At 63.8% G+C, this 25,850-nt stretch carries 30 protein-coding genes; 19 read left to right on the forward strand and 11 right to left on the reverse strand.

From position 1 onward, the window contains the following. Positions 1 to 82 precede the first annotated feature (82 nt). The 8 genes from rpmI to ACZ5U1_RS10865 all read left to right on the forward strand — a co-directional run bounded on the left by rpmI (position 83) and on the right by ACZ5U1_RS10865 (position 8,176). Positions 83 to 286, forward strand: coding sequence for a 50S ribosomal protein L35 (rpmI, locus tag ACZ5U1_RS10830; protein ID WP_183955972.1), 204 nt, complete (start codon positions 83 to 85; stop codon positions 284 to 286). Positions 287 to 299: 13 nt separating this feature from the next. Next, a complete protein-coding gene (gene rplT, locus ACZ5U1_RS10835) occupies positions 300 to 662 on the forward strand; it encodes a 50S ribosomal protein L20 (RefSeq protein ID WP_022682430.1) in 363 nt (120 codons plus the stop codon). Positions 663 to 931: 269 nt separating this feature from the next. Further along, a complete protein-coding gene (locus ACZ5U1_RS10840) occupies positions 932 to 1,258 on the forward strand; it encodes a GIY-YIG nuclease family protein (protein ID WP_464778409.1) in 327 nt (108 codons plus the stop codon). Between the two features lie 59 nt (positions 1,259 to 1,317). Then, positions 1,318 to 2,409 carry a phenylalanine--tRNA ligase subunit alpha gene (gene pheS, locus ACZ5U1_RS10845; protein WP_464778410.1) on the forward strand — a complete coding sequence of 364 codons (1,092 nt, stop codon included), beginning with the start codon at positions 1,318 to 1,320 and terminating at the stop codon, positions 2,407 to 2,409. After that, on the forward strand, positions 2,406 to 4,820 hold the full coding sequence (gene pheT / locus ACZ5U1_RS10850; protein WP_464778411.1) for a phenylalanine--tRNA ligase subunit beta: 2,415 nt from the start codon (positions 2,406 to 2,408) through the stop codon (positions 4,818 to 4,820). The genes pheS and pheT overlap by 4 nt, the downstream gene beginning before the upstream one ends. 152 nt (positions 4,821 to 4,972) lie before the next feature. Continuing rightward, the gene (locus tag ACZ5U1_RS10855) at positions 4,973 to 5,854 is read left to right on the forward strand and encodes an aldose 1-epimerase family protein (protein ID WP_464778412.1); all 882 of its coding nucleotides are present in this window, start codon (positions 4,973 to 4,975) and stop codon (positions 5,852 to 5,854) included. A 121-nt stretch (positions 5,855 to 5,975) separates the two neighbouring features. Further along, positions 5,976 to 7,541 (forward strand): peptide chain release factor 3, encoded by a 1,566-nt coding sequence (locus tag ACZ5U1_RS10860; protein WP_464778413.1) that lies wholly within the window; start codon positions 5,976 to 5,978, stop codon positions 7,539 to 7,541. Positions 7,542 to 7,558: 17 nt separating this feature from the next. Then, a complete protein-coding gene (locus tag ACZ5U1_RS10865; protein ID WP_464778414.1) occupies positions 7,559 to 8,176 on the forward strand; it encodes a glutathione S-transferase in 618 nt (205 codons plus the stop codon). Here the strand turns inward: ACZ5U1_RS10865 and metW are convergent. Both metW and metX read right to left on the reverse strand, forming a co-directional pair. Then, positions 8,173 to 8,766 carry a methionine biosynthesis protein MetW gene (gene metW, locus ACZ5U1_RS10870; RefSeq protein ID WP_464778415.1) on the reverse strand — a complete coding sequence of 198 codons (594 nt, stop codon included), beginning with the start codon at positions 8,764 to 8,766 and terminating at the stop codon, positions 8,173 to 8,175. The two genes, ACZ5U1_RS10865 and metW, sit on opposite strands and share 4 nt — an antisense overlap. After that, a complete protein-coding gene (gene metX / locus ACZ5U1_RS10875) occupies positions 8,763 to 9,899 on the reverse strand; it encodes a homoserine O-acetyltransferase MetX (RefSeq protein ID WP_464778416.1) in 1,137 nt (378 codons plus the stop codon). The genes metW and metX overlap by 4 nt, the downstream gene beginning before the upstream one ends. 66 nt (positions 9,900 to 9,965) lie before the next feature. Here metX and ACZ5U1_RS10880 point away from each other — a divergent pair, with 66 nt between their 5' ends. The 3 genes from ACZ5U1_RS10880 to ACZ5U1_RS10890 are packed head-to-tail and all read left to right on the forward strand — an operon-like array spanning position 9,966 to position 12,961. Continuing rightward, entirely contained in the window at positions 9,966 to 10,913 is a 948-nt protein-coding gene (locus ACZ5U1_RS10880; protein ID WP_464778417.1) for a 2-hydroxyacid dehydrogenase, read from the forward strand. A gap of 41 nt (positions 10,914 to 10,954) precedes the next feature. Beyond that, on the forward strand, positions 10,955 to 12,052 hold the full coding sequence (hisC, locus tag ACZ5U1_RS10885) for a histidinol-phosphate transaminase (RefSeq protein ID WP_464778418.1): 1,098 nt from the start codon (positions 10,955 to 10,957) through the stop codon (positions 12,050 to 12,052). Between the two features lie 3 nt (positions 12,053 to 12,055). Continuing rightward, on the forward strand, positions 12,056 to 12,961 hold the full coding sequence (locus ACZ5U1_RS10890; RefSeq protein WP_464778419.1) for a prephenate/arogenate dehydrogenase family protein: 906 nt from the start codon (positions 12,056 to 12,058) through the stop codon (positions 12,959 to 12,961). A gap of 157 nt (positions 12,962 to 13,118) precedes the next feature. Here the strand turns inward: ACZ5U1_RS10890 and ACZ5U1_RS10895 are convergent, their stop codons facing one another. From ACZ5U1_RS10895 to ftsE, 4 genes are read right to left on the reverse strand one after another with little or no spacing between them, the layout of a single operon-like run. Further along, a complete protein-coding gene (locus tag ACZ5U1_RS10895) occupies positions 13,119 to 13,835 on the reverse strand; it encodes a lysophospholipid acyltransferase family protein (protein WP_464778420.1) in 717 nt (238 codons plus the stop codon). A gap of 11 nt (positions 13,836 to 13,846) precedes the next feature. Then, positions 13,847 to 14,377 (reverse strand): YdcF family protein, encoded by a 531-nt coding sequence (locus ACZ5U1_RS10900; RefSeq protein ID WP_464778421.1) that lies wholly within the window; start codon positions 14,375 to 14,377, stop codon positions 13,847 to 13,849. After that, positions 14,374 to 15,276 (reverse strand): cell division protein FtsX, encoded by a 903-nt coding sequence (locus tag ACZ5U1_RS10905; protein ID WP_464778422.1) that lies wholly within the window; start codon positions 15,274 to 15,276, stop codon positions 14,374 to 14,376. Before ACZ5U1_RS10905 ends, ACZ5U1_RS10900 begins: the two co-directional genes overlap by 4 nt. After that, positions 15,273 to 15,989 carry a cell division ATP-binding protein FtsE gene (gene ftsE, locus ACZ5U1_RS10910; protein ID WP_464778423.1) on the reverse strand — a complete coding sequence of 239 codons (717 nt, stop codon included), beginning with the start codon at positions 15,987 to 15,989 and terminating at the stop codon, positions 15,273 to 15,275. The genes ACZ5U1_RS10905 and ftsE overlap by 4 nt, the downstream gene beginning before the upstream one ends. A 170-nt stretch (positions 15,990 to 16,159) precedes the next feature. Here ftsE and ACZ5U1_RS10915 point away from each other — a divergent pair, with 170 nt between their 5' ends. Next, positions 16,160 to 16,993 carry an MJ0042-type zinc finger domain-containing protein gene (locus ACZ5U1_RS10915; protein ID WP_464778424.1) on the forward strand — a complete coding sequence of 278 codons (834 nt, stop codon included), beginning with the start codon at positions 16,160 to 16,162 and terminating at the stop codon, positions 16,991 to 16,993. Positions 16,994 to 17,164: 171 nt separating this feature from the next. Here the strand turns inward: ACZ5U1_RS10915 and ACZ5U1_RS10920 are convergent, their stop codons facing one another. Continuing rightward, on the reverse strand, positions 17,165 to 18,070 hold the full coding sequence (locus ACZ5U1_RS10920; RefSeq protein WP_464778425.1) for a pirin family protein: 906 nt from the start codon (positions 18,068 to 18,070) through the stop codon (positions 17,165 to 17,167). A 14-nt stretch (positions 18,071 to 18,084) separates the two neighbouring features. Then, entirely contained in the window at positions 18,085 to 18,372 is a 288-nt protein-coding gene (locus tag ACZ5U1_RS10925; protein ID WP_449474457.1) for a BolA family protein, read from the reverse strand. 44 nt (positions 18,373 to 18,416) lie between these two features. On the opposite strand from ACZ5U1_RS10925, the gene ACZ5U1_RS10930 reads away from it, so the two are divergent. The 6 genes from ACZ5U1_RS10930 to ACZ5U1_RS10955 all read left to right on the forward strand — a co-directional run bounded on the left by ACZ5U1_RS10930 (position 18,417) and on the right by ACZ5U1_RS10955 (position 23,741). Next, entirely contained in the window at positions 18,417 to 19,034 is a 618-nt protein-coding gene (locus tag ACZ5U1_RS10930; protein WP_464778426.1) for a DnaJ domain-containing protein, read from the forward strand. 88 nt (positions 19,035 to 19,122) lie between these two features. Then, positions 19,123 to 20,130 carry a cobaltochelatase subunit CobS gene (gene cobS / locus ACZ5U1_RS10935; RefSeq protein WP_464778427.1) on the forward strand — a complete coding sequence of 336 codons (1,008 nt, stop codon included), beginning with the start codon at positions 19,123 to 19,125 and terminating at the stop codon, positions 20,128 to 20,130. Between the two features lie 4 nt (positions 20,131 to 20,134). Beyond that, the gene (locus ACZ5U1_RS10940) at positions 20,135 to 20,554 is read left to right on the forward strand and encodes an OsmC family protein (RefSeq protein ID WP_464778428.1); all 420 of its coding nucleotides are present in this window, start codon (positions 20,135 to 20,137) and stop codon (positions 20,552 to 20,554) included. Continuing rightward, complete coding sequence (locus tag ACZ5U1_RS10945) at positions 20,551 to 21,336, forward strand: tyrosine-protein phosphatase (protein ID WP_464778429.1); 786 nt, start codon at positions 20,551 to 20,553, stop codon at positions 21,334 to 21,336. The genes ACZ5U1_RS10940 and ACZ5U1_RS10945 overlap by 4 nt, the downstream gene beginning before the upstream one ends. Beyond that, positions 21,336 to 23,162 (forward strand): cobaltochelatase subunit CobT, encoded by a 1,827-nt coding sequence (gene cobT / locus ACZ5U1_RS10950; RefSeq protein WP_464778430.1) that lies wholly within the window; start codon positions 21,336 to 21,338, stop codon positions 23,160 to 23,162. The genes ACZ5U1_RS10945 and cobT overlap by 1 nt, the downstream gene beginning before the upstream one ends. 108 nt (positions 23,163 to 23,270) lie before the next feature. Next, positions 23,271 to 23,741 carry a GreA/GreB family elongation factor gene (locus ACZ5U1_RS10955; protein WP_464778431.1) on the forward strand — a complete coding sequence of 157 codons (471 nt, stop codon included), beginning with the start codon at positions 23,271 to 23,273 and terminating at the stop codon, positions 23,739 to 23,741. 67 nt (positions 23,742 to 23,808) lie between these two features. On the opposite strand, the gene ACZ5U1_RS10960 is transcribed toward ACZ5U1_RS10955, so the two are convergent. The 3 genes from ACZ5U1_RS10960 to ACZ5U1_RS10970 all read right to left on the reverse strand — a co-directional run bounded on the left by ACZ5U1_RS10960 (position 23,809) and on the right by ACZ5U1_RS10970 (position 25,348). Next, positions 23,809 to 24,300 carry a Dps family protein gene (locus ACZ5U1_RS10960; RefSeq protein ID WP_196224850.1) on the reverse strand — a complete coding sequence of 164 codons (492 nt, stop codon included), beginning with the start codon at positions 24,298 to 24,300 and terminating at the stop codon, positions 23,809 to 23,811. A gap of 133 nt (positions 24,301 to 24,433) precedes the next feature. Further along, positions 24,434 to 25,000: a TMEM165/GDT1 family protein gene (locus ACZ5U1_RS10965; protein ID WP_464778432.1), complete on the reverse strand. Its 567-nt coding sequence runs from the start codon at positions 24,998 to 25,000 to the stop codon at positions 24,434 to 24,436. A 15-nt stretch (positions 25,001 to 25,015) separates the two neighbouring features. Further along, on the reverse strand, positions 25,016 to 25,348 hold the full coding sequence (locus tag ACZ5U1_RS10970) for a hypothetical protein (RefSeq protein WP_464778433.1): 333 nt from the start codon (positions 25,346 to 25,348) through the stop codon (positions 25,016 to 25,018). A gap of 207 nt (positions 25,349 to 25,555) precedes the next feature. On the opposite strand from ACZ5U1_RS10970, the gene rpmG reads away from it, so the two are divergent. Then, the gene (rpmG, locus tag ACZ5U1_RS10975; RefSeq protein ID WP_007687342.1) at positions 25,556 to 25,723 is read left to right on the forward strand and encodes a 50S ribosomal protein L33; all 168 of its coding nucleotides are present in this window, start codon (positions 25,556 to 25,558) and stop codon (positions 25,721 to 25,723) included. Positions 25,724 to 25,850: the final 127 nt, after the last annotated feature.

The raw sequence follows: 25,850 nt of genomic DNA on the forward strand, positions 1-25,850 counted from the left end.
TTCGCGATATTTGGAAGGACCGCCCGGCTAACTAGGGCTGCCGTGGCTGTCCGTAATCGTCGCGCTGAAAAAGGAGACGAAAATGCCCAAGCTCAAGACCAAGAGCGGTGTGAAGAAGCGCTTCAAGTTCACCGCTTCCGGCAAGGTCAAGCACGGCGTCGCTGGCAAGCGTCACCGCCTGATCAGCCACAACGCAAAGTATATCCGCCAGAATCGCGGCACGTCCGTGCTGTCGGATTCCGATGTCGCTCACGTGCGCCTCTGGGCGCCCTACGGCCTGAAGTAAGGAGTAGAGGCACATGGCACGCGTAAAACGTGGTACGACCACCAAGGCGAAGCATAAGAGGATTTTGGATCAGGCGAAGGGCTATTATGGCCGTCGCAAGAACACGATCCGCATCGCTCGCCAGGCCGTCGAAAAGGCCGGCCAGTACGCTTATCGCGACCGCAAGGTCAAGAAGCGCACCTTCCGCGGCCTGTGGATCCAGCGCATCAACGCTGGCGTCCGCGCCGAGGGCCTGACCTATTCGCAGTTCATGCACGGCCTGAAGCTGGCTGGCGTCGATCTGGACCGCAAGGTTCTGGCCGACATCGCAATGCACGAAGGCGAGGCGTTTAGCGCCATCATCGCCCAGGCGAAGGCTGCGCTGCCCGCAGCTTAAGCTTAGAACGGTCGCAAGATCGTCCAAGGGGCGCCGGGGCAGATGCTTCCGGCGCCCTTTTTCGTTTTGCACCTGCCGTTGGCCCTGAGTAACCATTAAGCTTGTCGGAATGGCGTATCGAGGGGCCAATCCTTAAATGCATGCCTCGACTTCGCTCAGCCCCTACTCAGCGGGAGTGGTATGGAGGTTGTCCCGGCAGCGCATTACCGGGGTGCCGTCTCTCTCTTCGTCATTCCCGCGAAAGCGGGAACCCATCTCCCGAGGCATCCATGAAGCCTGAGACCAACCCCACTGTTTATCTTCTAGCAAGCCGAAAGAACGGCACCTTGTACATCGGTGTGACCTCCGACCTTACAAAGCGCATCTATCAGCATCGAAACGGCTTGATCGAGAGCTTCACGAGCGACTACGGCGTCAAGCGCCTTGTCTGGTTCGAACCGCATGACGCGATGGAGAGCGCAATCCAGCGCGAAAAGCGGATCAAGAAATGGAACAGGCAGTGGAAAATCGAGCTGATCGAAGCTGGAAATCCTGACTGGGACGATCTGGCGCTGGGTTTCGGCTTTGAGCCATTGCCCTCTCTGCGCTGCGACTGATCGAGAGGTCAGGAGATGGGTTCCCGCCTTCGCGGGAATGACGAGATAGTGAGATTGTGATGAGTGAGATTGCCAATCTGAAAGCCGGCCTGGTCGCCGACATCAATGCCGCCGACACGCTCGACGCGCTGGAGGCCTTGCGTGTGGGGGCCATGGGCAAGAATGGCGTGGTGACGGGGCTGCTCAAGACATTGGGGTCGATGAGCCCTGAGGATCGGCTGGAGAAGGGACCGCCGATCCAGGATCTGCGGGAAAGCGTCACCTCTGCACTGGCCGAGCGCAAGGCGGCGCTGGAGCAAGCGGCACTGGATGCGAAACTTGCAGCGGAAAAGATCGACATGACCTTGCCCGCTGATCTCGGCGCGCAGGGGTCGGTGCATCCGGTGAGCCAGGTCATGGACGAACTGGCGGAGATTTTCGCGGACCTTGGCTTCTCCGTCGCAACAGGGCCGGAGATCGAGGACGACTGGCATAATTTCACCGCGCTCAACATTCCCGAGACGCATCCGGCGCGGGCGATGCATGACACCTTCTACTTCCCCGACGCGGAGTCCGGGCAGAAGATGCTACTGCGCACCCACACCTCGCCGGTGCAGATCCGCACGATGATGAACGGCGAGCCGCCGATCCGCATCATCGCGCCGGGCCGTGTCTACCGGTCGGACAGTGACGCAACGCACACGCCGATGTTCCACCAGATCGAGGGGCTGGTGATCGACAAGGGCATCACCCTTGGCCATCTCAAATGGACGTTGGAAACCTTCCTCAAGGCTTTCTTCGAGCGTGACGATATCGTTCTGCGCCTGCGGCCGAGCTACTTCCCCTTCACCGAACCTTCGGTCGAGGTGGATGTCGGCTACACGCTGACCAATGGCCAGCGGGTGATCGGCGGCGACGGCGACGCGCCGGGTGGCGGCTGGCTGGAAGTGCTGGGCAGCGGCATGGTCAACCGGCGGGTGATCGAAGCGTGCGGGCTCGATCCGGACGAATGGCAGGGCTTTGCCTTCGGCACCGGCGTCGACCGGCTCGCCATGCTGAAATATGGGATGAACGACTTGCGCGCTTTCTTCGACGGCGATCTGCGCTGGCTGAAACATTATGGCTTCTCGGCGCTGGATGTGCCGACGCTGAGCGGAGGAGTGGGCGCATGAAGTTCACGCTGAGCTGGCTCAAGACGCATCTCAATACCGATGCCGACCTGCCGACGATCCTCAAGACGCTCAATGATATCGGCCTTGAGGTCGAGAGTGTCGAGAATCCGGCGGAGAAGCTCGCGCCCTTCCGCATCGCCATGGTGCTGACGGCGGAGCCTCACCCGCAGGCGGACAAGTTGCAGGTGCTGACGGTGGATGCGGGCGATGGAGCGTTGCAGGTCGTGTGCGGTGCGCCCAACGCTCGGGCGGGCCTCGTTGGCGTGTTCGGGACCGAGGGCGCGGTGGTGCCCGTCAACGGCATGGTGCTCAAGAAAACTGCCATTCGTGGGGTCGAATCCAACGGCATGATGTGTTCGTTCCGGGAGCTGGAACTGGGCGAAGATCATGAAGGAATCATCGAATTAAACGCGGATGCGCCGGTGGGGCGGGTCTATGCCGAGTGGGCCGGGCTCGATGACCCGGTGATTGATGTCAGTATAACACCTAATCGTCAGGACTGCATGGGCGTGCGGGGGATTGCGCGCGATCTGGCGGCGGCAGGGCTGGGGACGCTGAACGCGATCGTCGTGCCCACGGTTGAGGGTGTTGGGCCGGGGCCGGACGTGCGGATCGAGGATGAAGATGGCTGTCCGGCCTTCTTCGCGCGCACGGTCAGGGGCGTCACCAATGGCGCGTCGCCCGAATGGATGGCGCGACGGTTGAAAGCGATCGGGCAGAAGCCGATCAGCACGCTGGTCGATATCACCAACTATCTGATGATCGACCTTGGTCGGCCGTTGCATGTGTACGACATGGCCAAGCTGAAAGGTCCGCTAACCGCCCGTCTGGGCAAGGCTGGCGAAGAGGTGCTGGCGCTCAACGGCAAGACCTACGCGGTGGATGAAACGATGACCGTCATCGCCGACACGCAAGCGGTGCACGACATTGGCGGCATCATGGGTGGCGAGCATTCGGGTGCCAGCGAGGCAACGACCGACGTGCTGATCGAATGCGCCTATTTCACGCCCGAACGCGTCGCGGTTACAGGACAGAGACTGGGCCTGACCAGCGACGCGCGGGGACGGTTCGAGCGCGGGGTGGACCCGGCATTTCTGGATGACGGATTGTCGATCGCGGCCGATCTGGTGATGAAGCTGTGCGGCGGCAGCGCCAGCGAGGCGACGCGCACCGGCATGCCACCCGTGGCAAACAAGATCATCCGCTATGAAACCTCGCAATGCCTGACGCTGGCGGGCGTTTATGTGGACGATGCCGAGCAGAGGCGCGTTCTGGAAAGTCTGGGATTTGGCGTCGAGGAACATGAGTCCAGGTTCGACTATGAGGACGGCACGCCAGTAACGACGCCCGCTCACTGGTCCGTCAGCGTGCCCAGCTGGCGGCGAGATGTCGATGGCTGGCCCGATCTGGTCGAGGAAGTCGTGCGCATCGTAGGACTGGATCAGGTCCCTTCCACCCCCCTGCCCCGCATGCCCGGCGTCGCCAAGCCAACGGCAACCGGCGAGCAACTGATGGAGCGGCGGGTACGGCGGACGGCGGCAGCCCGCAGCCTCGCCGAGGCGATCAACTGGTCTTTCATTTCGGAAAAGGAAGCGGCCTCTGTCGGCGGTGGCGACTGGACGCTGGCGAACCCGATTTCCGAGGATCTGAAGGTCATGCGCCCCTCGCTGCTGCCCGGCCTGCTGTCCGCCACGCGGCGGAACATGGACCGGAGCGCGACTTCGGTACGGCTGTTCGAGGTGGGCCGTCGCTATTTCAGTGACAAGGAACGGGCCACGGCCGGTTTCGTGCTGGCGGGCGAGAAAGTCGCGCGCGGATGGCAGACGGGCAAGGCACAGGCATTTTCCGCCTTTGACGCGAAGGCCGAAGTCATCGCCCTGCTGGCCGCCGCCGGAGCGCCGGTGGCGAACCTGCAATGCTTTGGCGAGGCATCGGGCGCCTACCATCCGGGTCAGTCGGGGACATTGCGCCTTGGCCCCAAGGTGGTGCTGGCCGAATTTGGCGTGCTGCATCCTTCGCTGGCTAAGCAATTCGGCATCAGCGGCACGGTAGTCGCGGGCGAGATTTTCCTCGATGCGATCCCGGCCAAGCGGAAGAGCGGCTTCATGCGCGCACCCTACGCGCCGCCCGCCTTGCAGGCAGTGAAGCGTGATTTTGCCTTCGTCGTTGACGAGGCGATCGAGGCGGACGCGCTGGTGCGCGCGGTCAAGGGCGCGGACAAGAAGAGCATCGTGGATGCGCGCCTGTTCGACGTCTTTGTCGGGCCGGGCGTGGATGAGGGCAGCAAGAGCCTGGCGATCGAGGTGACGTTACAGCCGGGCGAGAAGAGCTTCTCGCAGGAGGAGCTGGACGCCATCAGCGCCGCTGTCGTGAAGGCGGCGGAGAAGCTGGGCGCGACATTGCGGGGGTGAGGGAAACCTCGCCATTCACATTGGGGTCTGGCTGACTGATCCGAAGGGTGAGTAGCGAGGCTGGCTTTACGCCATTGAAGAGAAGGACTTCGACAAGCTCAGTCCGAACGGAAATAGTGAGCTGGATCTACAGGATCGAATGGTGAGGACTGATGGACGAGCTTGTAACGATCGCGTCGGACGGGCTGACCGCCGCCATCAACCCGCTGGGCGCGGAGCTTTGGTCGCTCAAGGATTCTGCGGGGCGCGAACTCATGACCGATGCCGATCCGCGCTGGTGGACGGGGCATGCGCCCTTGCTGTTTCCTTTCGTAGGGCGGTCGCGCAACGATGTGTATCGGCTGAACGGACATGATTATCCGATGCCGCAGCACGGCTTTGCCCGGCACATGGCGTTCGCGCAGGTGGAGCATCTGCCTGAATCGGTGATCTTCCGGCTGGAGGCGGACGCGGCGACGCGGGCAGCCTATCCGTTCGATTTCCGGCTGGACATGCAGTTCGCTGTCGCGGGCGGCACGTTGATGATGACGGCGACGGTCATGAACCGGGGGGAGGCGGATATGCCCTTTTCCTTCGGCTATCATCCGGCCTTTGCCTGGCCCCTGCCTTTTGGCGGTTCGGCGGACGATCATCGGATAGAGTTTGAGAAGGTGGAAACGGCACCGCTGCGCAAGGTGGGGGACGAGCCGGGCCTGATCGCGCGGGAAAGCGTGGCATCTCCGGTGAAGGGCAAGGTCCTGCATCCCACTTATGCCATGTTCGAAGGCGATGCGCTGATCTGGGACGCGTTGGAGAGCGATAGCCTCTATTGGGGTGTGCCGGGGGGGACGCGGCTGAAGATCGACTTTCCCGATACGCCATGGCTGGGGCTGTGGCAGAAGCCGGGAGCGCATTATCTGTGTGTCGAGCCTTGGGCCGGGATGGCTGACTTGGTCGGGTTCGAAGGGGACGTCTGGGAGAAGCAGGGCATCATGCGCCTGCTGCCGGGCGATGAGCGGCGGTTCCGCATGGACGTGACGGTCGTGGACGTGTAACGGCGGCTTCCATGATTCCGTTCGGGCTGAGCCTGTCGAAGCCTCTTCCCTGGAAGGAAGTAAAGCCCTTCGACAAGCTCAGGGCGAACGGTTGTTTTTGTACCGAGCCCCCGACAACATCATGACCATCCCATCCCGCCGCACCTTCGCGATCATTTCCCACCCTGACGCGGGCAAGACCACGCTGACCGAAAAGCTGCTGCTGGAAGGCGGCGCGATCCATCTGGCCGGTGAGGTCAAGGCGCGCGGGGCCAATCGGCGCGCGCGGTCGGACTGGATGAAGATCGAGCAGCAGCGCGGCATTTCCGTGACCAGCTCGGTCATGACGTTCGAACGCGACGGCATTACCTTCAACCTGCTGGATACGCCGGGGCACGAGGATTTCTCCGAAGATACCTATCGCACGCTGACGGCGGTGGATTCGGCGGTCATGGTGATCGATGCGGCCAAGGGTATCGAGCCGCAGACGCGCAAACTGTTCGAGGTTTGCCGGTTGCGCAACGTGCCGATCATTACCTTCGTCAACAAGGTGGACCGCGAGGGGCGCGACACCTTCGCCCTGTTGGACGAGGTGGCGGACGCGCTGGCGCTGGACGTGTGCCCGATGAGCTGGCCGGTCGGCATGGGTGGCGAGTTTGAGGGGATTTACGATTTCGCCAAGAACCGGCTGCGGCAGCCGAGCGGCCCCAGCAAGGAGTTTGAGGGCAAGCAAGTGTTTGTCGAGGGCATCGATGATGATGCGCTGGCCGAGCATATTTCCGCGCGGGGCCTCGAAAAGCTGCGCGAGGAAGCGGAGCTGGCGGTCGGTGGCTATGCCGATTTCGATCTGGCGGCCTATCGCCATGGCGATCTGACGCCGGTCTATTTCGGGTCGGCGCTCAAGCTGTTCGGCGTGACTGAGCTGATCGACGCCCTGGCCGCCCATGCGCCGCCGCCGCGTGCCCAGCCGGCCGAACCGGCGCCGGTCGAGCCGGAGAATAGCGAAGTCACCGGCTTCATCTTTAAGGTTCAGGCGAACATGGACCCGCAGCATCGCGACCGCATCGCCTTCATGCGGCTATGTTCGGGCAAGTTCCGGCGCGGCATGAAGCTGACGCCGAGCGGGTCGGGCAAGCCGATCGCTGTGCATTCGCCCATCCTCTTTTTCGCGCAGGACCGTGAGATTGCCGACGAGGCGTTTCCGGGCGACATCATCGGTATTCCCAACCACGGGACGTTGCGGGTCGGCGACACGCTGAGCGAGAAGGCGGGGGTGCGCTTTACGGGGCTGCCTAACTTCGCGCCGGAAATATTGCGGCGCGTGGCGCTGAAAGATCCGACCAAGACGAAGCAGCTGCGGAAGGCGCTGGACGATCTGTCCGAAGAGGGCGTGATCCAGGTTTTCTATCCCGAGATCGGCAGCAACTGGGTGGTCGGCGTGGTCGGGCAGTTGCAGCTGGATGTGCTGATTTCGCGGTTGGAAGTCGAGTATAAGGTGGCGGCGGGGCTGGAACCCTCCCCCTTCGATACGGCGCGCTGGATTTCCGGCGATGATGCGGCGGTGAAGGACTTGGCCTCGTTCAACGTGGCGAACATGGCGAAGGACCGGGACGGCAACCTCGTCTTCATGGCGAAGAGTGCGTGGGATGTGGGTTACCAGCAGGAGCGGCATCCCAAGGTGAAGTTCAGCGCGACCAAGGAACGCTGAATTTTGGCGGTCGGGGGATGAACGCCATCCTCTACAGTTTCCGGCGCTGCCCCTATGCCATGCGGGCGCGGATGGCGCTGATCATCAGCGGGCAGCAGGTGGAGTTGCGCGAGGTCGTTTTACGCGACAAGCCTGCGTCTATGCTGGCGCTGTCACCCAAGGGCACGGTGCCGGTGCTGGCGTTACCCGGCGACGACGTGATCGACGAAAGCCTGGACGTCATGCGCTGGGCGCTGCGCCTGCATGATCCGGAGGGCTGGCTTGAGGGGGATGATGCGGCGCTGGTCGCCGCCAATGACGGGCCATTCAAGCAACATCTCGACCGTTACAAATATGCGACGCGCCATGGGTCGGACCCGCTGGAACATCGAGCCGCAGGGATGGCGTGGCTGGGCGCATTGGAGGCGCGGCTGGAGGGCAGTGCTTTCCTGTGCGGCGCGCGCAGGATGCTTGCCGACATCGCGATCTTTCCGTTTGCGCGACAGTTTGCGGCGGCTGATCAGCTATGGTTTGACGCACAGCCCGTGCCGCGTGTGCAGGCATGGTTGCGTGCTTTGATCGGGTCGGAATTGTTTGACCGCGCCATGACACGCAGAGCCGCATGGCAGCCGGGTGACGCGGCGGTCTTTCTTTAGCGGCGCAGGAGGAACACGGCGTGCTCGGCGAACAGGTTGGCGTTCGCGTGGGTCGTTTCCTTGTCCCCTTTGAGGAACCATTGGCCATCGATCGTCCAGCCGCGATCCTTCACCAGCGCGCGGAAATCATCGACGGTGACATGGTGGATGTTGAGCGTGTCGTACCAGGTATCGGGCAGCAGCCGCGTCACTGGCATGCGCCCGCCCCACATCAACGACAACCGCCCGCGCCAATGGGCGAAATTGGGGAAGGAGACGAAGGCTTGGCGGCCAATGCGCAGCAGTTCCTCTACGACCAGATCGGGACGGCGCGTGGTCTGGAGCGTCTGGCTAAGGATCGCATAGTCGAAGCTGGCGTCGGGATAATAGGCAAGGTCCGTGTCGGCGTCGCCCTGCACCACCGACAGGCCCCGGCCGACGGCCGCGGCGACATTGCCCGCGTCCAGTTCCAGCCCGCGCGCATCAACCTGTTTCGTGTCGCGCAGCGCGGCCATGAGCGCTCCGTCGCCGCAACCGACGTCGAGGACTCGTGCGCCGGGGCTGACGGTGCGGGCGATCAGGGCGAGGTCCGGCCGAAGCGTTTCGCTCATGCGCGGCCGCCCTTGAGGAAGCCATCGACGACGCGGTTCAATTCCGGGCATTCGAGCAGGAAGGCGTCGTGGCCGAAGGGGCTCGACAGTTCGACGAAGCTGGCGTGTGCGCCGCTGGCATTCAGGGCGTGGACGATGATGCGGGATTCGGCGGTGGGGTAGAGCCAGTCCGTGTCGAAGCTCACGAGGCAGAAGCGCGCCTTGGACGGGGCGAAGGCGGTGGCGAGGCTGCCGCCATGATCCTCGGCAATGTCATAATAATCCATCGCGCGGGTAATGTAGAGGTAGCTGTTCGCGTCGAACCGCTCGACGAAGCTCAGACCCTGATGGCGCAGATAGCTTTCGACCTGGAAGTCGGCGTCGAAGCCGAAGGTCTTGGCATCGCGCCCTTGCAGGCGGCGGCCGAATTTCTCGGTGAGGCCGGCTTCGGACAGATAGGTGATGTGCGCGGCCATGCGGGCGACCGCTAGGCCTGCGCCGGGCACCTTCCCGTCAACATAGTAGTCGCCCCCGCGCCAGTTGGGATCGGCCATGATTGCTTGGCGGCCGACTTCGTGGAACGCGATATTCTGTGCGCTGTGGCGAGCGGTCGAGGCAATGACGATGCAGCTTTCGACGCGCTCGGGGAAGATGGTGGGCCAGCTGAGCGCCTGCATGCCGCCCATCGAACCGCCGATAACGGTTTTAAGTCGCTCTACTCCCAGATGATCCAGCAGCATGGCCTGCGCACGCACCATGTCTGCGATGGTGATCACTGGGAACCTCATCGCGTAGGGTTCACCGGTCGCAGGATCGAGGACAGCAGGACCGCTCGATCCCATGCAGCTGCCCAAAACATTAGCGCAGATGATGAAATGGCGATTCGGGTCAATTGGCAGACCCTCCCCTACCAAGCGCCACCACCAGCCTGGCCTGCCCGTCACCGGATGCTCAGACGCTACATATTGATCCATCGTCAGCGCGTGGCAGATGAGGATGACGTTCGACTTGTCCGCGTTCATCCGCCCATAGGTTTCGTAGGCGATGTCGACGGGCGCGAGCGCGGCGCCGCTGTCCAGCCGCAGGGGGCCGGACAGGCGGACCTGGCGGCGGAGGCCGAAACGGCTGTCGTCGGTGAAGGAGGCGCTGGCCATGGTGCAAGCGGGCTAGGACCGTGGAGGGGTGCTGTCAATCGGTGGGGAATGGTCTAGGACGGGGGCATGAGCCAGACCCGCATTCCGATCGTCGCTTATGGCCCCCTGTCGCCCTATCTGGAGGAGCGGTTGAAAGCGCGGTTCCTGGTGCATGCATTGGCGGCGGATGCCGACCCCGACACATTGCCCGAGGCAGTGCGGGAAGCGCGCGCGCTGGTGTCGTTCGGCGCGACCGGGGCATCCGCGGCGATGATGAATGCGCTGCCCCGGCTGGAGATGATCGGGCTGTTTTCGGTAGGCTATGACAAGGTGGACATCGCGCATGCGCGAACGAAGGGCATCAAGGTCAGCAACACGCCCGATGTGCTGACCGACGATGTCGCCGATCTGGCCGTCGGACTACTCTATGCGACGGTGCGCAACATCGCCGCCAATGATCGGATGGTGCGGTCGGGCAGATGGGCGCGCGGCGAAACGGTGCACCTGAGCAGGAGCGTCACGGGTCGACGGATCGGAATATTGGGGCTGGGAAGGATCGGCCGGGCGATCGCGCGGCGGGTGGAGCCGGTCGCGGGCGAAATCATCTATCATAATCGCAGACCTCAACCCGACACGCCCTACCGCTATGTGGACGACCCGATCCAGTTCGCGCGGGAGAGCGACGTCGTCATCGTCGCGACATCGGGCGGGCCGGAGGCACGCGGGCTGGTCGATGCGGCGATGCTGGATGCATTGGGGCCGCAGGGCGTACTGATCAACATCAGCCGGGGGAGCGTGGTCGATGAGGACGCGCTGGTGGCGGCGCTTGTGCAAGGACGGATTGGTGGCGCCGGGCTGGACGTGTTCGCACAGGAACCGCACGTGCCCGAAACATTGTTCGCCATGGATAATGTGGTGCTGCAACCGCATCAGGGGAGCGCCACGGTGAACACCCGCAAGGCGATGGCCGATCTGGTGCTTGCCAATCTTGACGCGTGGGCGGCGGGCGAACCTCTGATCACGCCGGTCGTATAGCAGCGCTTTGCCTTTGGTGCGGATGACGCTAAAGCGCGGCCATGACGAAACCTGCTCCCAAGGAATGGATTCTGGGCATTTCGCCCTATGTGCCGGGCAAGGCGGCGGCCGACGACGGACGCCCGCTGATCAAGCTCAGCGCGAATGAAAACCCGCTAGGTACCGGCGCGGCCGCGCGAGCGGCGCTGGTCGCGGCGACGGCCGACCTTGCGACCTATCCTGATCCGGGCGCGGCGAAGATGCGCGAGGCGATTGCGGCGGTGCATGGGCTTGATCCCGCTCGGGTGATCTATGGCACCGGGTCGGACGAGCTGCTGCACATCGCGGCGAGCGCCTATGCCGGACCTGGGGACGAGATACTTTACGTCCATTACGGCTTTTCGGTTTACGACATCGCCGCGCGGCGGGTCGGCGCGACCCCGGTGATCGCGCCGGACAAGGATTATGCGACCGACGTGGACGCGCTGCTCGCCTGCGTGACGGACAAGACCAAGGTCGTTTTCCTCGCCAATCCCAACAATCCCACGGGCACCATGACGCCGCGCGAGGAGATTGCGCGGCTGCACAAGGCGCTGCGGCCGGACATTTTGTTCGTGCTGGATCAGGCCTATGCCGAATATCTGGACGCAGACGAGGATGATGACGGGTTGGAGCTGGCGAAGAACGCGGCCAATGTGCTGGTGACCCGCACCTTCTCCAAAATCTATGGCCTTGCGGCCGAGCGGATCGGCTGGGGCTATGCCAGCGCGGAGATTATCGATGCGCTGCATCGCATTCGCGCGCCGTTCAATGTGACGACGGCGGGGCAGGCGGCGGCGATTGCGGCGGTGAAGGATCAGGCTTGGGTGGATGCCAGCCGGGCGCACAATCGCACATGGCGGGCCTGGCTGGCCGATGAGGTTGCTTCGCTGTCCAACCATGGGCTGCGGGCGGTGCCGAGCAAGGCCAATTTCCTGCTGATCCTGTTCAATGGCACGCTGACGGCGGAAGCGGCGATGAAGGGGCTGTGGGACGAAGGCTTCGCCACGCGCTGGCTGCCCGGACAGGGGCTGCCCAATGGGCTGCGCATCACCATCGGCACTGAAGAGCAGGTGCGCGCGGTCGCAGCGAAGCTGCGCGCGATGGCGGAGGCGGCCTGAACCATGCTGCCTTTTTCCCGCGTCACCATCATCGGCCTTGGCCTGATCGGATCGTCCCTCGCGCGGGCGATCCGCGAATATATGCCGACGGTTCGGGTGACGGGGCATGATGCCGACCCAAATGTGCGGCAGATCGCGCGGGCGATCGACCTGTGCGACGATGTGACCGACACGGCGGGCGCCAGCGTGACCGACGCCGATCTGGTCGTGCTGTGCGTGCCGGTGCGGGCCATGGGTGCGGCGGCGGCGGAGATTGCGGACGATCTGCCCTCCGATGCCATCGTGAGCGATGTGGGATCATGCAAGGCCGATGTGCTGGCGCAGCTGAGCGCGGCCCTGCCCGGACGAGTCATCATCCCCGCACATCCGGTCGCCGGGACGGAAAATAGCGGGCCGGAGGCGGGGTTCGCCAGCCTGTTCCAGGGCCGCTGGTGCATCGTCACGCCGCCTGCCGGAGCCGATCCGGCTGCGGTCGAGCGCATTTCCGAACTTTGGCATCGCGTGGGCGCCGATGTCGAGACGATGGACCCGCAGCATCATGATCTGGTGCTGGCCGTGACGAGCCATCTGCCCCACCTTATCGCCTATACGATCGTTGGCACGGCGAGCGATCTGGAAGATGTGACCCAGTCCGAGGTCATCAAATATTCCGCAGGCGGTTTTCGCGACTTCACCCGCATCGCGGCGTCCGATCCCACCATGTGGCGCGACGTGTTCCTGGCGAACAAGGATGCGGTGCTGGAGATGCTGCAACGTTTCTCCGAAGACCTTTCGGCTTTGCAGCGGGCAATCCGGTGGAATGACGGGGACACGCTGTTCAACCTGTTCACGAAGACGCGGGCCATCCGGCGGTCGATCATCGAACAGGGGCAGGATGATCCCAAGCCCGACTTCGGGCGGCGTCACTAGGACCGATCGACATTCAGTTCTGGCGATCTGCAAATAGCGGTTCTCCGCGCTTCCGGTGCTCACGTACTTTGAGTACGCTGCGCTCCGGGTCACGGAAAACCACCATTTTCGACACGCCATCTCCTGAATGTCGATCGGCCCTAGGACTTAGCGCCTTTCAGCTGGGATCACTCGATCCCGTTTGGGCTGAGTTCAGCGCGTTGATCGCCGCATGGACGCGAGCTTCCGCCTCGCGGCGATCGAGGCCCGCCGGAATGATATCGCCCACCTTGTAGGTAATCGTGCCCGCGCGCTTCATGAATTTGCCGCGCGGCGACAAGAGACCGCTGTCAATCGCGATCGGAACGACTGGCAGGCGAAGGAGGGAATAGAGGCCCGCGAAGCCCGCACGCAGCGGGGGCGTTTCGCCATGAGGGACGCGCGTGCCTTCTGGAAAGAGGCAGACGGCGCGGCCCTGATCGGTTGCGGCGCGGGCGGCGGCTCGCAGGGTTCGCAGGGCACTGGCTCCAGCGGTGCGCTCAACCGGAATAAGGCCGTACAGCCGACCGATACGGCCCCACAAAGGAATGTCGAGCAGTTCGCGCTTTGCCGCGATGACTGGCCGATCGAAGATGCAGAGCAGGTCGATGGTTTCGAACATCGACTCATGCTTGACGATATAGAGATAGTTGCCGTGCGGCAGGTCGCCTTCGATCCGCACCTTTTGCCCGAGAAGCCAGCGCGCGCAAAAGCGGTGAAAGCGGCCCCATGCCGTCGCCACCACGGGAACCCCCGCAGGCCATGGCCATGCCACAGCCAGAGCGGCAAGAACCAGCAGCAATGAGCCGCTGTAGAATATCAGCATGAAGACAAGCGAGCGCAGGGCGGTGATCATAAGGCCGTTCTTCAAATCCCGACGAGCGCGGCGGCGCGGCGGAGGAGATATTTATTATATTCCCGCATCAGCACCCTCAGGCTGGGTCTGCTCGGCACCGCGTCATAGACGATCGTCAGATTGCCCGGGACCGCCTGCCGCAGTTCAAGCGCGGCGCGGCGCATGTGCCAGTCAGTCGTGATGAGGCGGACGGTGCGGAAGTCCCTGCGCTCCAGCCAATGCGCGGTTTCGATGGCGTTGGAGCGGGTGTCGATCGCTTCGCGGCCCAAAGTGATGCAGCAGGAAAATAGCCGTTCGGGCCTTTCATATTGCGCCGCCAGTTCCGCCGGGCGGACGGAGCGATCGACGCCCGAGATCAGCATTCGCTTTGCCGCGCCCTCTTCAAGCAGGGCAAGGCCACGGTCGATCCGGCCAGCGCCGCCCGTCAGCACGACGATGGCGTCTGTCGCGCGGCCATCGAGCGGCTGGGGCAGGAAGATCGCGAACCAGGCGAAGCCCAATATCCAGGCGAGCAAGGTCACCGCAAAGAGGCGGACAATCATAGGAGCCGCCCCAGGGATCGCAGCACGGTCCACCGTGCGGCCAGCGTCGAGAGCAGGACGCCGCCTATGGGCAGGGTGGCAAGGATCAGCCAACTGCTCCACGGCAGGCTGATCGCCGCCAGCAGATCGGACCCTGTCGCTGCGAGCCGGGTGCCCAGCAGGATGATGACCAACAACGCGGTGACAAAGCCCAGCAGGCCGCCGAACAGCGCGTCGAGGCCGATGCGCCGTTGGAAGAGCCGGGCGATCTGCACATCGGTGGCGCCCATCAGGTGGAGCACGTCGATCGTGCCGCGATGGCTGTCATGCGCGGCGCGCGCGGCGAGCACGACGATGGCGGCGGTGGCGAGCGCCATCAGCAAAACGATGCCAGCGGCGAGGCCACCTAGCGCGGCAAGCAGGCTGCCGAGCGGCTGGAGGAAGGCGGCGTGGGGTTCGACGCGGATGTTCGGCGACAGGGTAGCGAGGGCGCGGCCCAGCCGCTGCACCTTGGCTGCCGTGCCGCCGGGCGTCAGTTCGACGTCGATCAGCGCCGGGATGGGCAGGTCGCCGCTCGCGGCATCCTGGCCGAGCCACGGGCGGATCTGGTCAGCGAGGGTCGCCGGATCGACCGGATGGACAGCGCGAACGTCAGCGGATTTGCGCAACAGCCGGGCTGCCGCGCCGCTCAGCGCCTCGCGCCGGTCGGCATTGGCCTCGACAATCTGGACCGTGGCACGTCCAGCAAGGTCGGCGCCGACCGACTGCACCGCCGCCGCAAGGCCAAGGCCGGAGGCTGCGGCAAGAACGGTCAGGAACATCATGATCGCGATCACCCAGGGCATGGGTCCGGCGACGCGGCCTTCGGGCAGCAGCCGGTGGCGGGCGGCAGCGGCGGCGCGGCGATCTGCGCCCGTCATAATGCTGCCGCGCCCTGCGGCCGGGGCGGGTAGCGCAGCGATCCGGTGGGATCGGACAGCCGTCCCTTGTCCAGCCGCATCATCTGCGCGCCTTCCACCTGACCGATCAGCGGCAGGTCGTGGGTCGCGACGACGATGGTGGTGCCGAGGCGATTGAGCGCTTCGAACAGGGTGAGCAGGCGGCGGGCCATATCGGCATCGACGTTGCCGGTGGGTTCGTCCGCGACGAGGATTTCGGGCCGGGCGATGACGGCGCGGGCGATGGCGACGCGTTGCTGCTCGCCGCCCGATAGGGTCGCCGGGCGCGCCTGCCCCCGGTCGCCGAGGCCCACCCAGTTGAGCATTTCGGAGACCGAAGCGTCGATCTCGCTTTCCTCCATGCCTGCGACCCGCAGCGGCAGGGCGATATTATCGTAGGCGGACAGATGCGCGACCAGCCGGAAGTCCTGGAAAACGACGCCGATGCGGCGGCGAAAGCCTGGCAGGCGCTTGCGGGGGAGTGTCACCACATCCTCCCCAAACAAGCGGATGACGCCGCGACTGGGGCGCTGGGCGAGGTAGAGGAGCTTCAGCAGCGACGTCTTGCCCGCGCCCGACGCCCCGGTCAGGAAATAGAAGCCGCCGCCATGCAGCGAGAAGCTGACGTCGGACAGCGTCTCACTGTCCAGACCATAGCGCAGGCCGACATTTTCGAACTGGACGATCGCCGACATGCTTCGATGAATGCGCCTGCGCGCTCCCTGCTTCCCCTTGGGTACAGCCATGGCACAGCGGGCGGCCACGCGTAAAGCGCCAAGCGCCTTCATCCGCCGAGTCGCGGCATCTTGCACCCGCCCATTCAATGCCGCTTGCCCTCGAGTCCAAGCCATGGCTATGAAGCGTCATGATCCTGGTGTGTCCCAATTGCGCCACGCGCTATATTGTGCCGGACAGCGCCGTCGGCCCCGATGGCCGCCAGGTTCGCTGCGCCTCCTGCAAACATAGCTGGTTCCAGGAAGGCGCGGCTCTGCCGGTCAGGGAAAAGGCCGTCGAGATGGCGGAAGCGCCCGTCGCCGCCGAAGCGCGTCCTGCCCCCACTCCGCCGCCTGCTGCCTCTGCTCCGCCTCCTCCTGCTGCGCCCGTCGAGGTGCCGGTTGAGCCTGCTCGGGCAGTAGAGACGGTAGCTGCGCCGATACCCGAGCCAGTGGCCGTCGCGCCGAGCATGTCGGCAGCGCAGACTGATAACAGCGTCGATGATATTTACGGTCGGCACCGTGAAGAGCCAGCGGAAAGCTATGCCGCGCCGGTCAGGCCGCGTCGCAATCGCCTGAAGCTGTGGACCTATGCGGCAGTGCTTTTCTGCCTGGCCGTTGGCGGCGTGGGTGGCGCGCTCTGGTATTTCGGCACGCCAAGCTGGGCGATCAATCTGGGCTTTGTTTCCGAAGAGGGCGACCCAGACCTGCTATTCTACCTGTCCAAGCCCGCCGAGCGGCGCAAGCTGCCGACCGGGGAGGAATATTTCGCCTTTGGCGCGCGGATCGTGAACAGCGGGAAGCAGACTTTGCCCGTGCCGCCGGTGCTGGTGCAGTTGCGCGATCAGCAGAACCGGCTGGTGTTCAGCTGGACGACGAAAGCGGATCGCACGAGCCTGAAACCGGGCGAGGAAGCGTCGATCAACGAGAGCCGGATCGACATTCCGAAGAACGCCGAGAATTTGTCGCTGACGTTCGTTCAGTGAGCGCCAGCTTAGGGACTGCACGCCACTCCCCTCGTTCCCCCTGAGCTTGTCGAAGCCTGTCCTGAGCGCCTGCCTTGGCAGGCAGTCGAAGGGGGCTTCTCTTGAAAAGAAGGAAGGGGCTTCGACAGGCTCAGCCCGAACGGGGTTAGGTGGTCCCGTTATGCTGGAGGCTTACGGATAGCTCACCGTCTTGGGCCGTCCTTTCGGGATCGGAATGAATTCCTGATCATCGCCGGGGATCAGGGGGAAGCGCATCGCTTCCCAATCCTCGCGCGCCTTATAGAGGCGATCGGTCGAAGAGGAGACGAAGTTCCACCAGACATGGCGGGGCGTCTTGAACGCCTCGCCCCCGCAATACATCACCCGGCCGCCATCGACGCTCATCAATGTGGCGCGGGTGCCGGGACGCAGGACGTAGAGCGTCTGGGGCAGCAGGGCGACGCCATCGAGCGCCGCGTCTCCGCCAGCGACATAGATGGCGCGCTCGTCCGCGTCGGTGTCGATCGGTACGGTCCCGCCGGGTGATAGTTGAATGTCGGCATAGATGGTGTCGGCATAGGTGGTGACCGGGGACGTCGCTCCCCAAAGGCTGCCCATGATGACGCGCGCGCTGGCCCGGCCGCAGTCGATGACGGGCAAGCCGCCTTCGCTGACATGTTCGAAGGCTGGCGCCATTTCCTCAATGCCGTCCGGCAGGGCGAGCCATGTCTGAATGGCCGAGATTTTGGACTCGCGCGCGCGGTCGCTGTCGGGGGAGCGTTCGGAATGGACGATGCCGCTGCCTGCGGTCATCAGGTTGATCGCGCCCGGCTCGATCAGTTGCTCGGTGCCCAAGGAGTCCCGGTGCAGAAAGGCGCCCTCGAACATATAGGTGACCGTCGAGAGATTGATGTGCGGATGTGGGCGCACGTCGATTCCCTGCCCCGCGCCGATCTTCGCGGGTCCGGCCTGGTCGAAGAAGATGAAGGGGCCGACCATCGTCCGGCCCGGCGCGGGCAGTGAACGATGGACGCGGAAGTCGCCCAGATCATGGGTGGTCGGGCTAATGGTCTGGATGACGAGGTCGTCTAACGTCATGAGCTTTCCCCTGATCAGGCTTCGCCGGGCGCGCGAGCCTTGATCGCCAGCGCATGAACCTTGTCGCGCAGCAGATCGGCGAGCGCGGCGTTGACCAGCCGCTGGCGGGCAACGCGATTCTTGGCCGCGAACTCGGCCGAGACGATCTCTACCGTGAAATGGCTTTCGCCCGAACCGTCATGCCCCGCATGACCGCGATGCTTCTCGCTGTCATCGATCACGGCGAGATGCTCTGGCGACAGGGCGGCGCGCAGCCGCTGTTCGATTTCCGTGGCCACCGGGCCTTTCAGTTGGGTGCTCATCGCCCCTATATAGGCCCTTTGTTCCATCATGCATCAGGGCAATCTTGTCTACCGACCCCTACTCGACCCGCCGTTTCAACCGCTTCCATGGCCGCGTGGAAAGTGACCGCCCCTGCGCGGTCGATGGGTGTGCCGAGCCCGGAGAGTTTCGCGCGCCCCCGCTGGAGGGCGCGTCACCCAATCAGGAAGGCCCGCGCTGGCGCTGGCTGTGCCTGGATCATGTGCGCGAATTCAATCAGGGCTATAATTTCTTCACCGGCATGAGCCCCGACGAAATCGCCGCTGCCCAACGGCCCTTTGCGGGGTGGGAACGGGAAACGCGCGCCTTTTCCTCCAACGCCGCGAGCCCGCCGCCCAAATGGTCGGACTTTCAGGACCCGCTTGATGCGATTGGTGCGAAGTTCAAGGAGCGGGTGGCAAAGGCTCGTGCCGACAGCCAGATGCGGGAGGACGGCAAGTTCCTGTCCAAGGAGGACCGCAAGGCGCTGTCTGTCATGGGCCTGTCCATCGACGCGGATCGCAAGGCGCTGCGGCTACGTTATACAGAGCTGCTGCGGCGCTATCACCCCGACCATAATGGCGGCGACCGCAGTCACGAAAGCGCATTGCAGGGCGTGATCGAGGCCTATGGGCTGCTGCGCAAGGCGGCTGCCTTCGCGTGAACAGGCAGGCCGCGCCGGATGGATTGGCCACTCGACACCGGCCTTCGCTATGGGTTACGGCGGAGGAGAGCGAATAGAAAGAAGAGCAATGACCGACATTCCCAACGTCCAGCCCGATACCCGATCAGAGACGCTGCTGGCCGCGCCCGACCGCGAGGTGGATGCGCGGGAAGTGTTCGGCATTGATGTTGATATGAAAATCCCCGCCTTTTCCGAAGCGGACGAGCGGGTGCCCGATCTTGATCCCGCTTATGTCTTTGATCCGGACACCACGCTCGCGATTCTGGCGGGCTTTGCCTATAACCGGCGCGTCATGGTGCAGGGCTATCACGGCACCGGCAAGTCGAGCCATATCGAGCAGGTTGCGGCACGGCTGCGCTGGCCCTGCATCCGCATTAACCTGGACGCACATATCAGCCGTATCGACCTGGTAGGCCGTGATGCGATCGTGCTGCGGGATGGACAGCAGGTGACGGAATTCCGCGAAGGGCTGCTGCCCTGGGCATTGCAGCGGCCGGTGGCGCTGGTGTTCGACGAATATGACGCCGGTCGTCCGGACGTGATGTTCGTGATCCAGCGCGTGCTGGAAACGGACGGCAAGATGACGCTGCTCGACCAGAACCGTGTGATCCGGCCCAATCCCCATTTCCGGCTGTTCGCCACGGCCAATACCGTGGGTCTGGGCGACACGACCGGCCTCTATCATGGGACGCAGCAGATCAACCAGGGCCAGATGGACCGCTGGAATCTGGTGGTGACGCTCAATTACCTGCCAGCCGCGACCGAAGCGCAAATCGTGCTCGCCAAGTCTGGGGAGTACGATCATGAAGGCGGCCGCAAGGAAGTCGAGAATATGATCAAGGTGGCGGAACTGACCCGCCAGGGCTTCATCAACGGCGACATTTCGACTGTGATGAGTCCCCGCACCGTGATCAGCTGGGCGCAGAATGCGTTGATCTTCAAGAATATCGGCTTTGCCTTCCGCCTGTCCTTCCTCAACAAATGCGATGAGGCGGAACGGCCGCTGGTGGCGGAATATTATCAGCGCGTGTTCGGCAAGGACCTGCCCGAAAGCGTCGCCCACCGGGCGGCGTGATGCAATGATAGTCGTAGAGCGCATCGCGCCGGATGGCAGCGCGCACCGGGTCAACATCCGGGGCCATGAGCTGATCGTCGATATGACGCCGCCTGACGGGCATGATGCCGGACCTGATCCGCATGACCTGTATGATTCGGCATTGGGCGCGTGCAAGGCGATGACGATGCTTTGGTATGCGCAGCGCAAGAGCATTCCGGTCGAGGGCATCCATGTTGGCGTCATTCGTGATGCGAGCGAGGAGCGGGATGGCATTTACCGGCTGACGGCGCGGATCGCGCTGAGCGGGCCGTTGTCGCCGGAGCAGCATGACACGCTGATCGGCGTCGCCGCGCGCTGCCCTGTCCACAAGCTGATGAGCGAAGTCGAAACGCGGATCGAGACGATCGCCGTGCCGCCAGTTGGCGAGGGCGAACGGCCGTGACGGACACCAGCGCCCTGGTCGCTGATCAGCGCCGCCTGCCGTTGGAGCGCGCGTTCAACCTGCGCGATTTTGGGGGCTATGCGACGGCGGATGGGCGCGTGGTTCGTCGGGGCGCGCTTTTTCGGTCGGGGACGATGGCGTTGCTGAGCGATGCGGACGCGGCGCATCTGCGGTCGCTCGGCATCCGGGCGATCTGCGATTTCCGCAGGGGCAATGAGCGCAGCGCCGAACCCACGATCTGGCACGGGGCGGAGGTCGATTATTTCTGCCGCGATTATAGCGAAAGCAGCGGCGTTCTGGGCGATATGCTGAAGCGGAAGGATGCGACCGCGCAGGATATGCGTGACGCGATGATCGCGCTCTATCGTGCCATTCCGGCGGACCACGCCGCATCCTATCGGGCGATGTTCGGGCAGATTGCCGCCGGGCGCCTGCCGATAATCATCAACTGTTCGGCTGGCAAGGACCGCACCGGCGTTGGCGCGGCGCTGATCCTGGCGGCTTTGGGCGTGCCGCGTGAGACGATTGTTGAGGATTATCTGCTGACCAAAGAGCATGCCGATTGGCATTGGCTGCTGAACCAGCGCAACTCATTGGTTGCGCGGGCATGGTCTGCCCGGGCGGAGGCGTTGGAGCCCGTGCTGGCCGTTGACGTGGCCTATCTCGACAGCCTGTTCGCGGAGCTGGACGCGAACCATGGCGGGATCGAGGGCTATCTGGCCGAATCTCTGGGCATCGACGCGGCTGCGCGCCGGAGCCTGCGCGAAAGGCTGCTCGACTGATGGCGGAGCGGTCGCCTCTGGATGCCTTCAAGGACGTGCTATCGGGCGCGGCCCGGTCAATCGCGCGCGATGCCGAGGTCGAGGTGGGCTTCACCGCCGACGCGCCGCATATGGCGGGCAAGGCGATCAAGGTGCCCACTCCGGGCCGGAACCTGCCGCCTGATCAGGTGGCGCTCGCTCGCGGGTTTGCTGACGCGAATGCGCTGCGCCTGCGCCACCATAATGCGCGTGTGCATACGGCTGCTGCGCCAGCCGACGCGACCGCGCGCGCGGTCTATGACGCGGTGGAGCAGGCGCGGGTGGAGGCGATTGGATCGCGGGCGATGGAAGGGGTGCGCGACAACCTCAATCATGCGTTGGACTTGCGGTTGAAGTCGGACCCGCTGCGCCGGGCGCGATCCGCCGATGAAGTGCCGCTTTCGACGGCGCTGGCGTTGAAGGTGCGCGAGCGGCTGACCGGCCAGCCGATCCCCAAGGATGCCATCACCGGCATGGCGATGGTCGATGCGTGGATCGAGGAGAAGGCGGGCGCCGACCTCGATGCGCTGGGCCTCGCCATCGACGATCAGCGCGCTTTCCAGAAACTGGCACAGGCCATGTTGGAGCATCTGCAGCTCGTTGAAACCGACATGCCGCCCGAGACCGACGAAGAGGAACAGCAGGAAGAGGGCGAGGACGAAGAGGAGAGCCAAGAAGAGGGCGACTCCGGCGAGGAGGACGCTGGCGACAGTGACATGAACGCCGAGGCGCGCGCCGAGGATCAGGGCGGCGACAGCGAGGAAGGCGAGACCGAATATAGCGACGATTTCGACGCCGACAGCGATGAAGGCGCCGACGACATGGGCGATGAGGGCATGATGCCCGTCCGTCCCAACCGGCCGATGTCCGACTTGCCGCCCGGTTTCGACTATAAGCCCTATACGGTCGCGCATGACGAGGTGGTGACCGCCGAGGATTTGTGCGACGAGGATGAGCTGAACCGCCTGCGCGGCTTCCTCGACCAGCAGCTCGTCAGCTTGCAGGGCGCGGTGACGAAGCTCGCCAATCGGCTGCAGCGGCGGTTGATGGCGCAGCAGTCGCGGTCCTGGGACTTCGATCAGGAGGAAGGGCTGCTCGATGCCGCTCGGCTGGCGCGGATCGTCATCGATCCGACACGGTCGCTTTCCTACAAGATCGAGCGGGATACCGAGTTTCGCGATACGGTCGTCACGCTGCTGATCGACAATAGTGGTTCGATGCGCGGGCGGCCGATCAGCATCGCGGCGATCAGCGCCGACATCATGGCGCGCACGTTGGAGCGTTGCGGCGTGAAGACGGAGATTTTGGGCTTTACCACGCGCGCCTGGAAGGGCGGTCAGAGCCGGGAGGCTTGGCTGGCCGCCGGACGGCCGCCGATGCCGGGGCGTCTCAATGACCTGCGGCACATCATCTACAAGAAGGCTGATGAGCCATGGCGCCGGGCGCGGCGGAATCTGGGCCTGATGATGCGCGAGGGGCTGCTGAAGGAAAATATCGACGGCGAGGCATTGCTTTGGGCGCATCAGCGGCTGATCGCGCGCAATGAGGAACGCCGTATCCTGATGGTGATTTCCGATGGTGCCCCCGTCGATGATTCCACCCTCTCGGTGAACAGCGGCACCTATTTGGAGCGCCATCTGCGTCAGGTGATCGAGTGGATCGAGAATCGGTCGCCGGTGCAGTTGGTGGCGATCGGCATCGGTCATGACGTCACCCGCTATTACCGGCGGGCGGTCACCATCATGGATGCCGAACAGCTTGGCGGGACGATGGTGGAACAGCTGGCCGGGCTGTTCGACGAAGATTAGGCCGAGATTGTCCCGGCTTGGGCATCTGAACCCGGCCTTCCCTTGAAAAGAAGATCGGCGATCTCGACCTTGGGACAGGGGTGAGCAGCGTTTGTTGAGGAGTGTGCCATGAGTGTCGCCTTTCGCCGCGAAAGCGAGGAGGAGCATCTGGAGCCGACGTTCGAGATTCCGATTCCGCCAGGCCCCAATTGGGTGACGACGCGCGGGTTACGGCTGACGCGCGAGAAGGTCGAGGCGCTGGAAGCGATGGATACGGCGGCCATGGCTGAAGAGGATGCGAAGAAGCATAAGCGCGAGCTGCGCTACTGGCGCACGCGGCTGGCGACGGCGCATCTTCAGCCAGCGGCGGCGGGGGACGCCGTGACCTTTGGTTCGCGCGTGACTTACCGGCTGAACGGCGCGGAAAAGCGGATCGATATTGTCGGCGATGACGAGGCGGAACCGGCGGAGGGGCGGATCGCCTTCACCGCGCCGCTTGCGCGCGCGATGATGGATGCGGAAGTGGGTGAGACAATCGACTTCGCAGGCAAGCCGAACGCGATCACAATAGTCGCCATCGAGACGATCGACGAAGAATAGCGCCGGTCATCCAATGTCTTGCAATAAAAAGGCCCTCCTGTTTTATGCTGGAGGGCCTTTTCATTTGTCAGCCGTTGCGGCCAGCTTCGAACAGGAACCAGGCGCGCTCTTCGGCCTGGTCGGTCCAGTCATCGACAATGCCTTCGGTCGCGTTGTCGCCAGCTTCGGTGGCGGCAGATTTGGCGGCGCGCAGCGATTCGACGAGGCGCAGATTATCCTCGCGCAGTTCGTTCAGCATGTCGGCGGGGCTGACATATTCCGCGTCATTATCCTTGATCGACTGGTGGCGGCCGATGTCACCGATCGACCGCAGGGTTGTATTACCGGTCTTGCGCACGCGTTCGGCAATGGCATCGGTTACCGCCAGGATTTGCGCCGCCTGCTCATCGAACATCAGGTGATAGTCGCGGAAATGCGGCCCCGACACATGCCAGTGGAAATTCTTGGTCTTGAAATACAGCGCATAGCTGTCCGCGAGCACGCCGTTGAGCGCTTGCGCCACGGACTTTGTGGCGTTGCTGCGCAGGTCGGTGGGTGTCTTGAGATCGGGGGCTGTCATAGCTTGCTCCTGGCTCGTGAAAATGATTTCGGGGGTATAATGATCTGATGGCGATAAGGTGCCATTCCCGCGCAGGAATTACCCGACGAAATCATCGCTCAGACTGATCCATTCCGTCGATAAGTAAGAGCGCCTACACCAGCCCCATGGCGGTGACGCCCAGCATCAACGCGATGATCAGCATCAGTGCAGCGGCAGTCAGGCGGATAGCCTTGATCGGCCTCGCAGGCAGGATGCGGTCACGGAGTAAGACGACTGGAATAAGCGCCGCCGTCACGCCGAGCGCGCCGCCAATTCCGGCCAGCAGCGGTTCGGCCGTCCGCGTCGCGATGCCCAGGATCAGGAATTGGGAGCCATCGCCAAAGCCAAGGATGAACAGGCCCAGCGCGGTGGTCAGGAACGGCCCCGTCGGCCATTCCGCAAGAGGATCGGGGGCTTTGACCCGCCAAAGAAGACCTATGCCCAAGAACAGCACGGCCAGGGCAAGAAACAGCAGCCGCGCATCAGAACCCAGCATCGGCGCCAGAAACGCGCCCGCGACGGCGCCGATCGCCGCATTGGCGGCGGCAGCCAGCATGATGCCCGCAATGATCGCGCCATCACGGCTGAAACGCGCCGCCAGCGCCAGCACCAGCAATTGATTCTTGTCGCCAATCTCAGCCAGGAAGCATCCGAGCAGCGCGGTCAGCAATGCATCCATCGGCAGGGGCAGTCGTCAGCAGGAAAGCGGCGTTCCGGCGGTTGGCGCCGGTTTTGCTGCCATGAGGATCGGTATCACCTGCGCATCGGACATTTCCGCCGCGATGGCATCCCGCATGAGGTCGAGGTAGGAGAGTATGACCGGTCCCGTTCCCTGCAACGACAGGGCGGATTGCAGCGTGTCCGCCAGCCCTTCGACACTATCGAGATGATAGGCGCGGGCGACATGGCGAATCTGGTCAACTTCATCGCTCAATCGCAACAGGCTCACCTGCCCGCGCTGCCCGGCAAGGCCGTCCACGCGGCGCAGCATGTCTGCAAGAATGGCCAGCATCGGATCATGTCGCATGGGAAGCATCCCCCTGTCCTGTCGCTCCGATGACATGATGCATCGGAACCTGTTAAGGCCGCGTAAAGTCTAGCACGCGGCCCGTTCAGCCGCCACGCGCGTCTTGACATTATCCCGAATCTCCCTCATGGGCGGCTGCTGAAACGGGGCGGCCCTTCACGGGGCCGCTTCTCTTTTTCACGATATTCACGACCAGGAACCAGGGCCATGGCCAAGCCAGCAACCGTCAAGATTCGCCTCGTCAGCTCGGCTGACACCGGTTTCTTCTATGTTACTAAGAAGAACCCGCGCACGAAGACCGAGAAGCTGAGCTTCCGTAAGTACGACCCGGTCGTGCGCAAGCATGTCGAGTTCAAGGAAGCCAAGATCAAGTGATCTGAAGGCGACTTCGGTCGCTTCGATCCATTTGATGGCTTCGATGGAAAAGGCCCGCCCCTGTCAGGGAGCGGGCCTTTCCTTGTGTCATTGAAACTGCGCTTCGGTTCGTTTCGCGCGTGTCGAG

This window comes from Sphingobium sp. TomTYG72 (genome assembly GCF_055394715.1).

What these genes read in the sequence shown, in the direction of transcription:
- rpmI (WP_183955972.1), top strand. Translation starts at nt 83, where the DNA reads ATGCCCAAGCTCAAGACCAAGAGCGGTGTGAAGAAGCGCTTCAAGTTC.
- rplT (WP_022682430.1), top strand. Translation starts at nt 300, where the DNA reads ATGGCACGCGTAAAACGTGGTACGACCACCAAGGCGAAGCATAAGAGG.
- ACZ5U1_RS10840 (WP_464778409.1), top strand. Translation starts at nt 932, where the DNA reads ATGAAGCCTGAGACCAACCCCACTGTTTATCTTCTAGCAAGCCGAAAG.
- pheS (WP_464778410.1), top strand. Translation starts at nt 1,318, where the DNA reads ATGAGTGAGATTGCCAATCTGAAAGCCGGCCTGGTCGCCGACATCAAT.
- pheT (WP_464778411.1), top strand. Translation starts at nt 2,406, where the DNA reads ATGAAGTTCACGCTGAGCTGGCTCAAGACGCATCTCAATACCGATGCC.
- ACZ5U1_RS10855 (WP_464778412.1), top strand. Translation starts at nt 4,973, where the DNA reads ATGGACGAGCTTGTAACGATCGCGTCGGACGGGCTGACCGCCGCCATC.
- ACZ5U1_RS10860 (WP_464778413.1), top strand. Translation starts at nt 5,976, where the DNA reads ATGACCATCCCATCCCGCCGCACCTTCGCGATCATTTCCCACCCTGAC.
- ACZ5U1_RS10865 (WP_464778414.1), top strand. Translation starts at nt 7,559, where the DNA reads ATGAACGCCATCCTCTACAGTTTCCGGCGCTGCCCCTATGCCATGCGG.
- metW (WP_464778415.1), bottom strand. Translation starts at nt 8,766, where the DNA reads ATGAGCGAAACGCTTCGGCCGGACCTCGCCCTGATCGCCCGCACCGTC.
- metX (WP_464778416.1), bottom strand. Translation starts at nt 9,899, where the DNA reads ATGGCCAGCGCCTCCTTCACCGACGACAGCCGTTTCGGCCTCCGCCGC.
- ACZ5U1_RS10880 (WP_464778417.1), top strand. Translation starts at nt 9,966, where the DNA reads ATGAGCCAGACCCGCATTCCGATCGTCGCTTATGGCCCCCTGTCGCCC.
- hisC (WP_464778418.1), top strand. Translation starts at nt 10,955, where the DNA reads ATGACGAAACCTGCTCCCAAGGAATGGATTCTGGGCATTTCGCCCTAT.
- ACZ5U1_RS10890 (WP_464778419.1), top strand. Translation starts at nt 12,056, where the DNA reads ATGCTGCCTTTTTCCCGCGTCACCATCATCGGCCTTGGCCTGATCGGA.
- ACZ5U1_RS10895 (WP_464778420.1), bottom strand. Translation starts at nt 13,835, where the DNA reads ATGATCACCGCCCTGCGCTCGCTTGTCTTCATGCTGATATTCTACAGC.
- ACZ5U1_RS10900 (WP_464778421.1), bottom strand. Translation starts at nt 14,377, where the DNA reads ATGATTGTCCGCCTCTTTGCGGTGACCTTGCTCGCCTGGATATTGGGC.
- ACZ5U1_RS10905 (WP_464778422.1), bottom strand. Translation starts at nt 15,276, where the DNA reads ATGACGGGCGCAGATCGCCGCGCCGCCGCTGCCGCCCGCCACCGGCTG.
- ftsE (WP_464778423.1), bottom strand. Translation starts at nt 15,989, where the DNA reads ATGTCGGCGATCGTCCAGTTCGAAAATGTCGGCCTGCGCTATGGTCTG.
- ACZ5U1_RS10915 (WP_464778424.1), top strand. Translation starts at nt 16,160, where the DNA reads ATGATCCTGGTGTGTCCCAATTGCGCCACGCGCTATATTGTGCCGGAC.
- ACZ5U1_RS10920 (WP_464778425.1), bottom strand. Translation starts at nt 18,070, where the DNA reads ATGACGTTAGACGACCTCGTCATCCAGACCATTAGCCCGACCACCCAT.
- ACZ5U1_RS10925 (WP_449474457.1), bottom strand. Translation starts at nt 18,372, where the DNA reads ATGAGCACCCAACTGAAAGGCCCGGTGGCCACGGAAATCGAACAGCGG.
- cobS (WP_464778427.1), top strand. Translation starts at nt 19,123, where the DNA reads ATGACCGACATTCCCAACGTCCAGCCCGATACCCGATCAGAGACGCTG.
- ACZ5U1_RS10940 (WP_464778428.1), top strand. Translation starts at nt 20,135, where the DNA reads ATGATAGTCGTAGAGCGCATCGCGCCGGATGGCAGCGCGCACCGGGTC.
- cobT (WP_464778430.1), top strand. Translation starts at nt 21,336, where the DNA reads ATGGCGGAGCGGTCGCCTCTGGATGCCTTCAAGGACGTGCTATCGGGC.
- ACZ5U1_RS10955 (WP_464778431.1), top strand. Translation starts at nt 23,271, where the DNA reads ATGAGTGTCGCCTTTCGCCGCGAAAGCGAGGAGGAGCATCTGGAGCCG.
- ACZ5U1_RS10960 (WP_196224850.1), bottom strand. Translation starts at nt 24,300, where the DNA reads ATGACAGCCCCCGATCTCAAGACACCCACCGACCTGCGCAGCAACGCC.
- ACZ5U1_RS10965 (WP_464778432.1), bottom strand. Translation starts at nt 25,000, where the DNA reads ATGGATGCATTGCTGACCGCGCTGCTCGGATGCTTCCTGGCTGAGATT.
- ACZ5U1_RS10970 (WP_464778433.1), bottom strand. Translation starts at nt 25,348, where the DNA reads ATGCGACATGATCCGATGCTGGCCATTCTTGCAGACATGCTGCGCCGC.
- rpmG (WP_007687342.1), top strand. Translation starts at nt 25,556, where the DNA reads ATGGCCAAGCCAGCAACCGTCAAGATTCGCCTCGTCAGCTCGGCTGAC.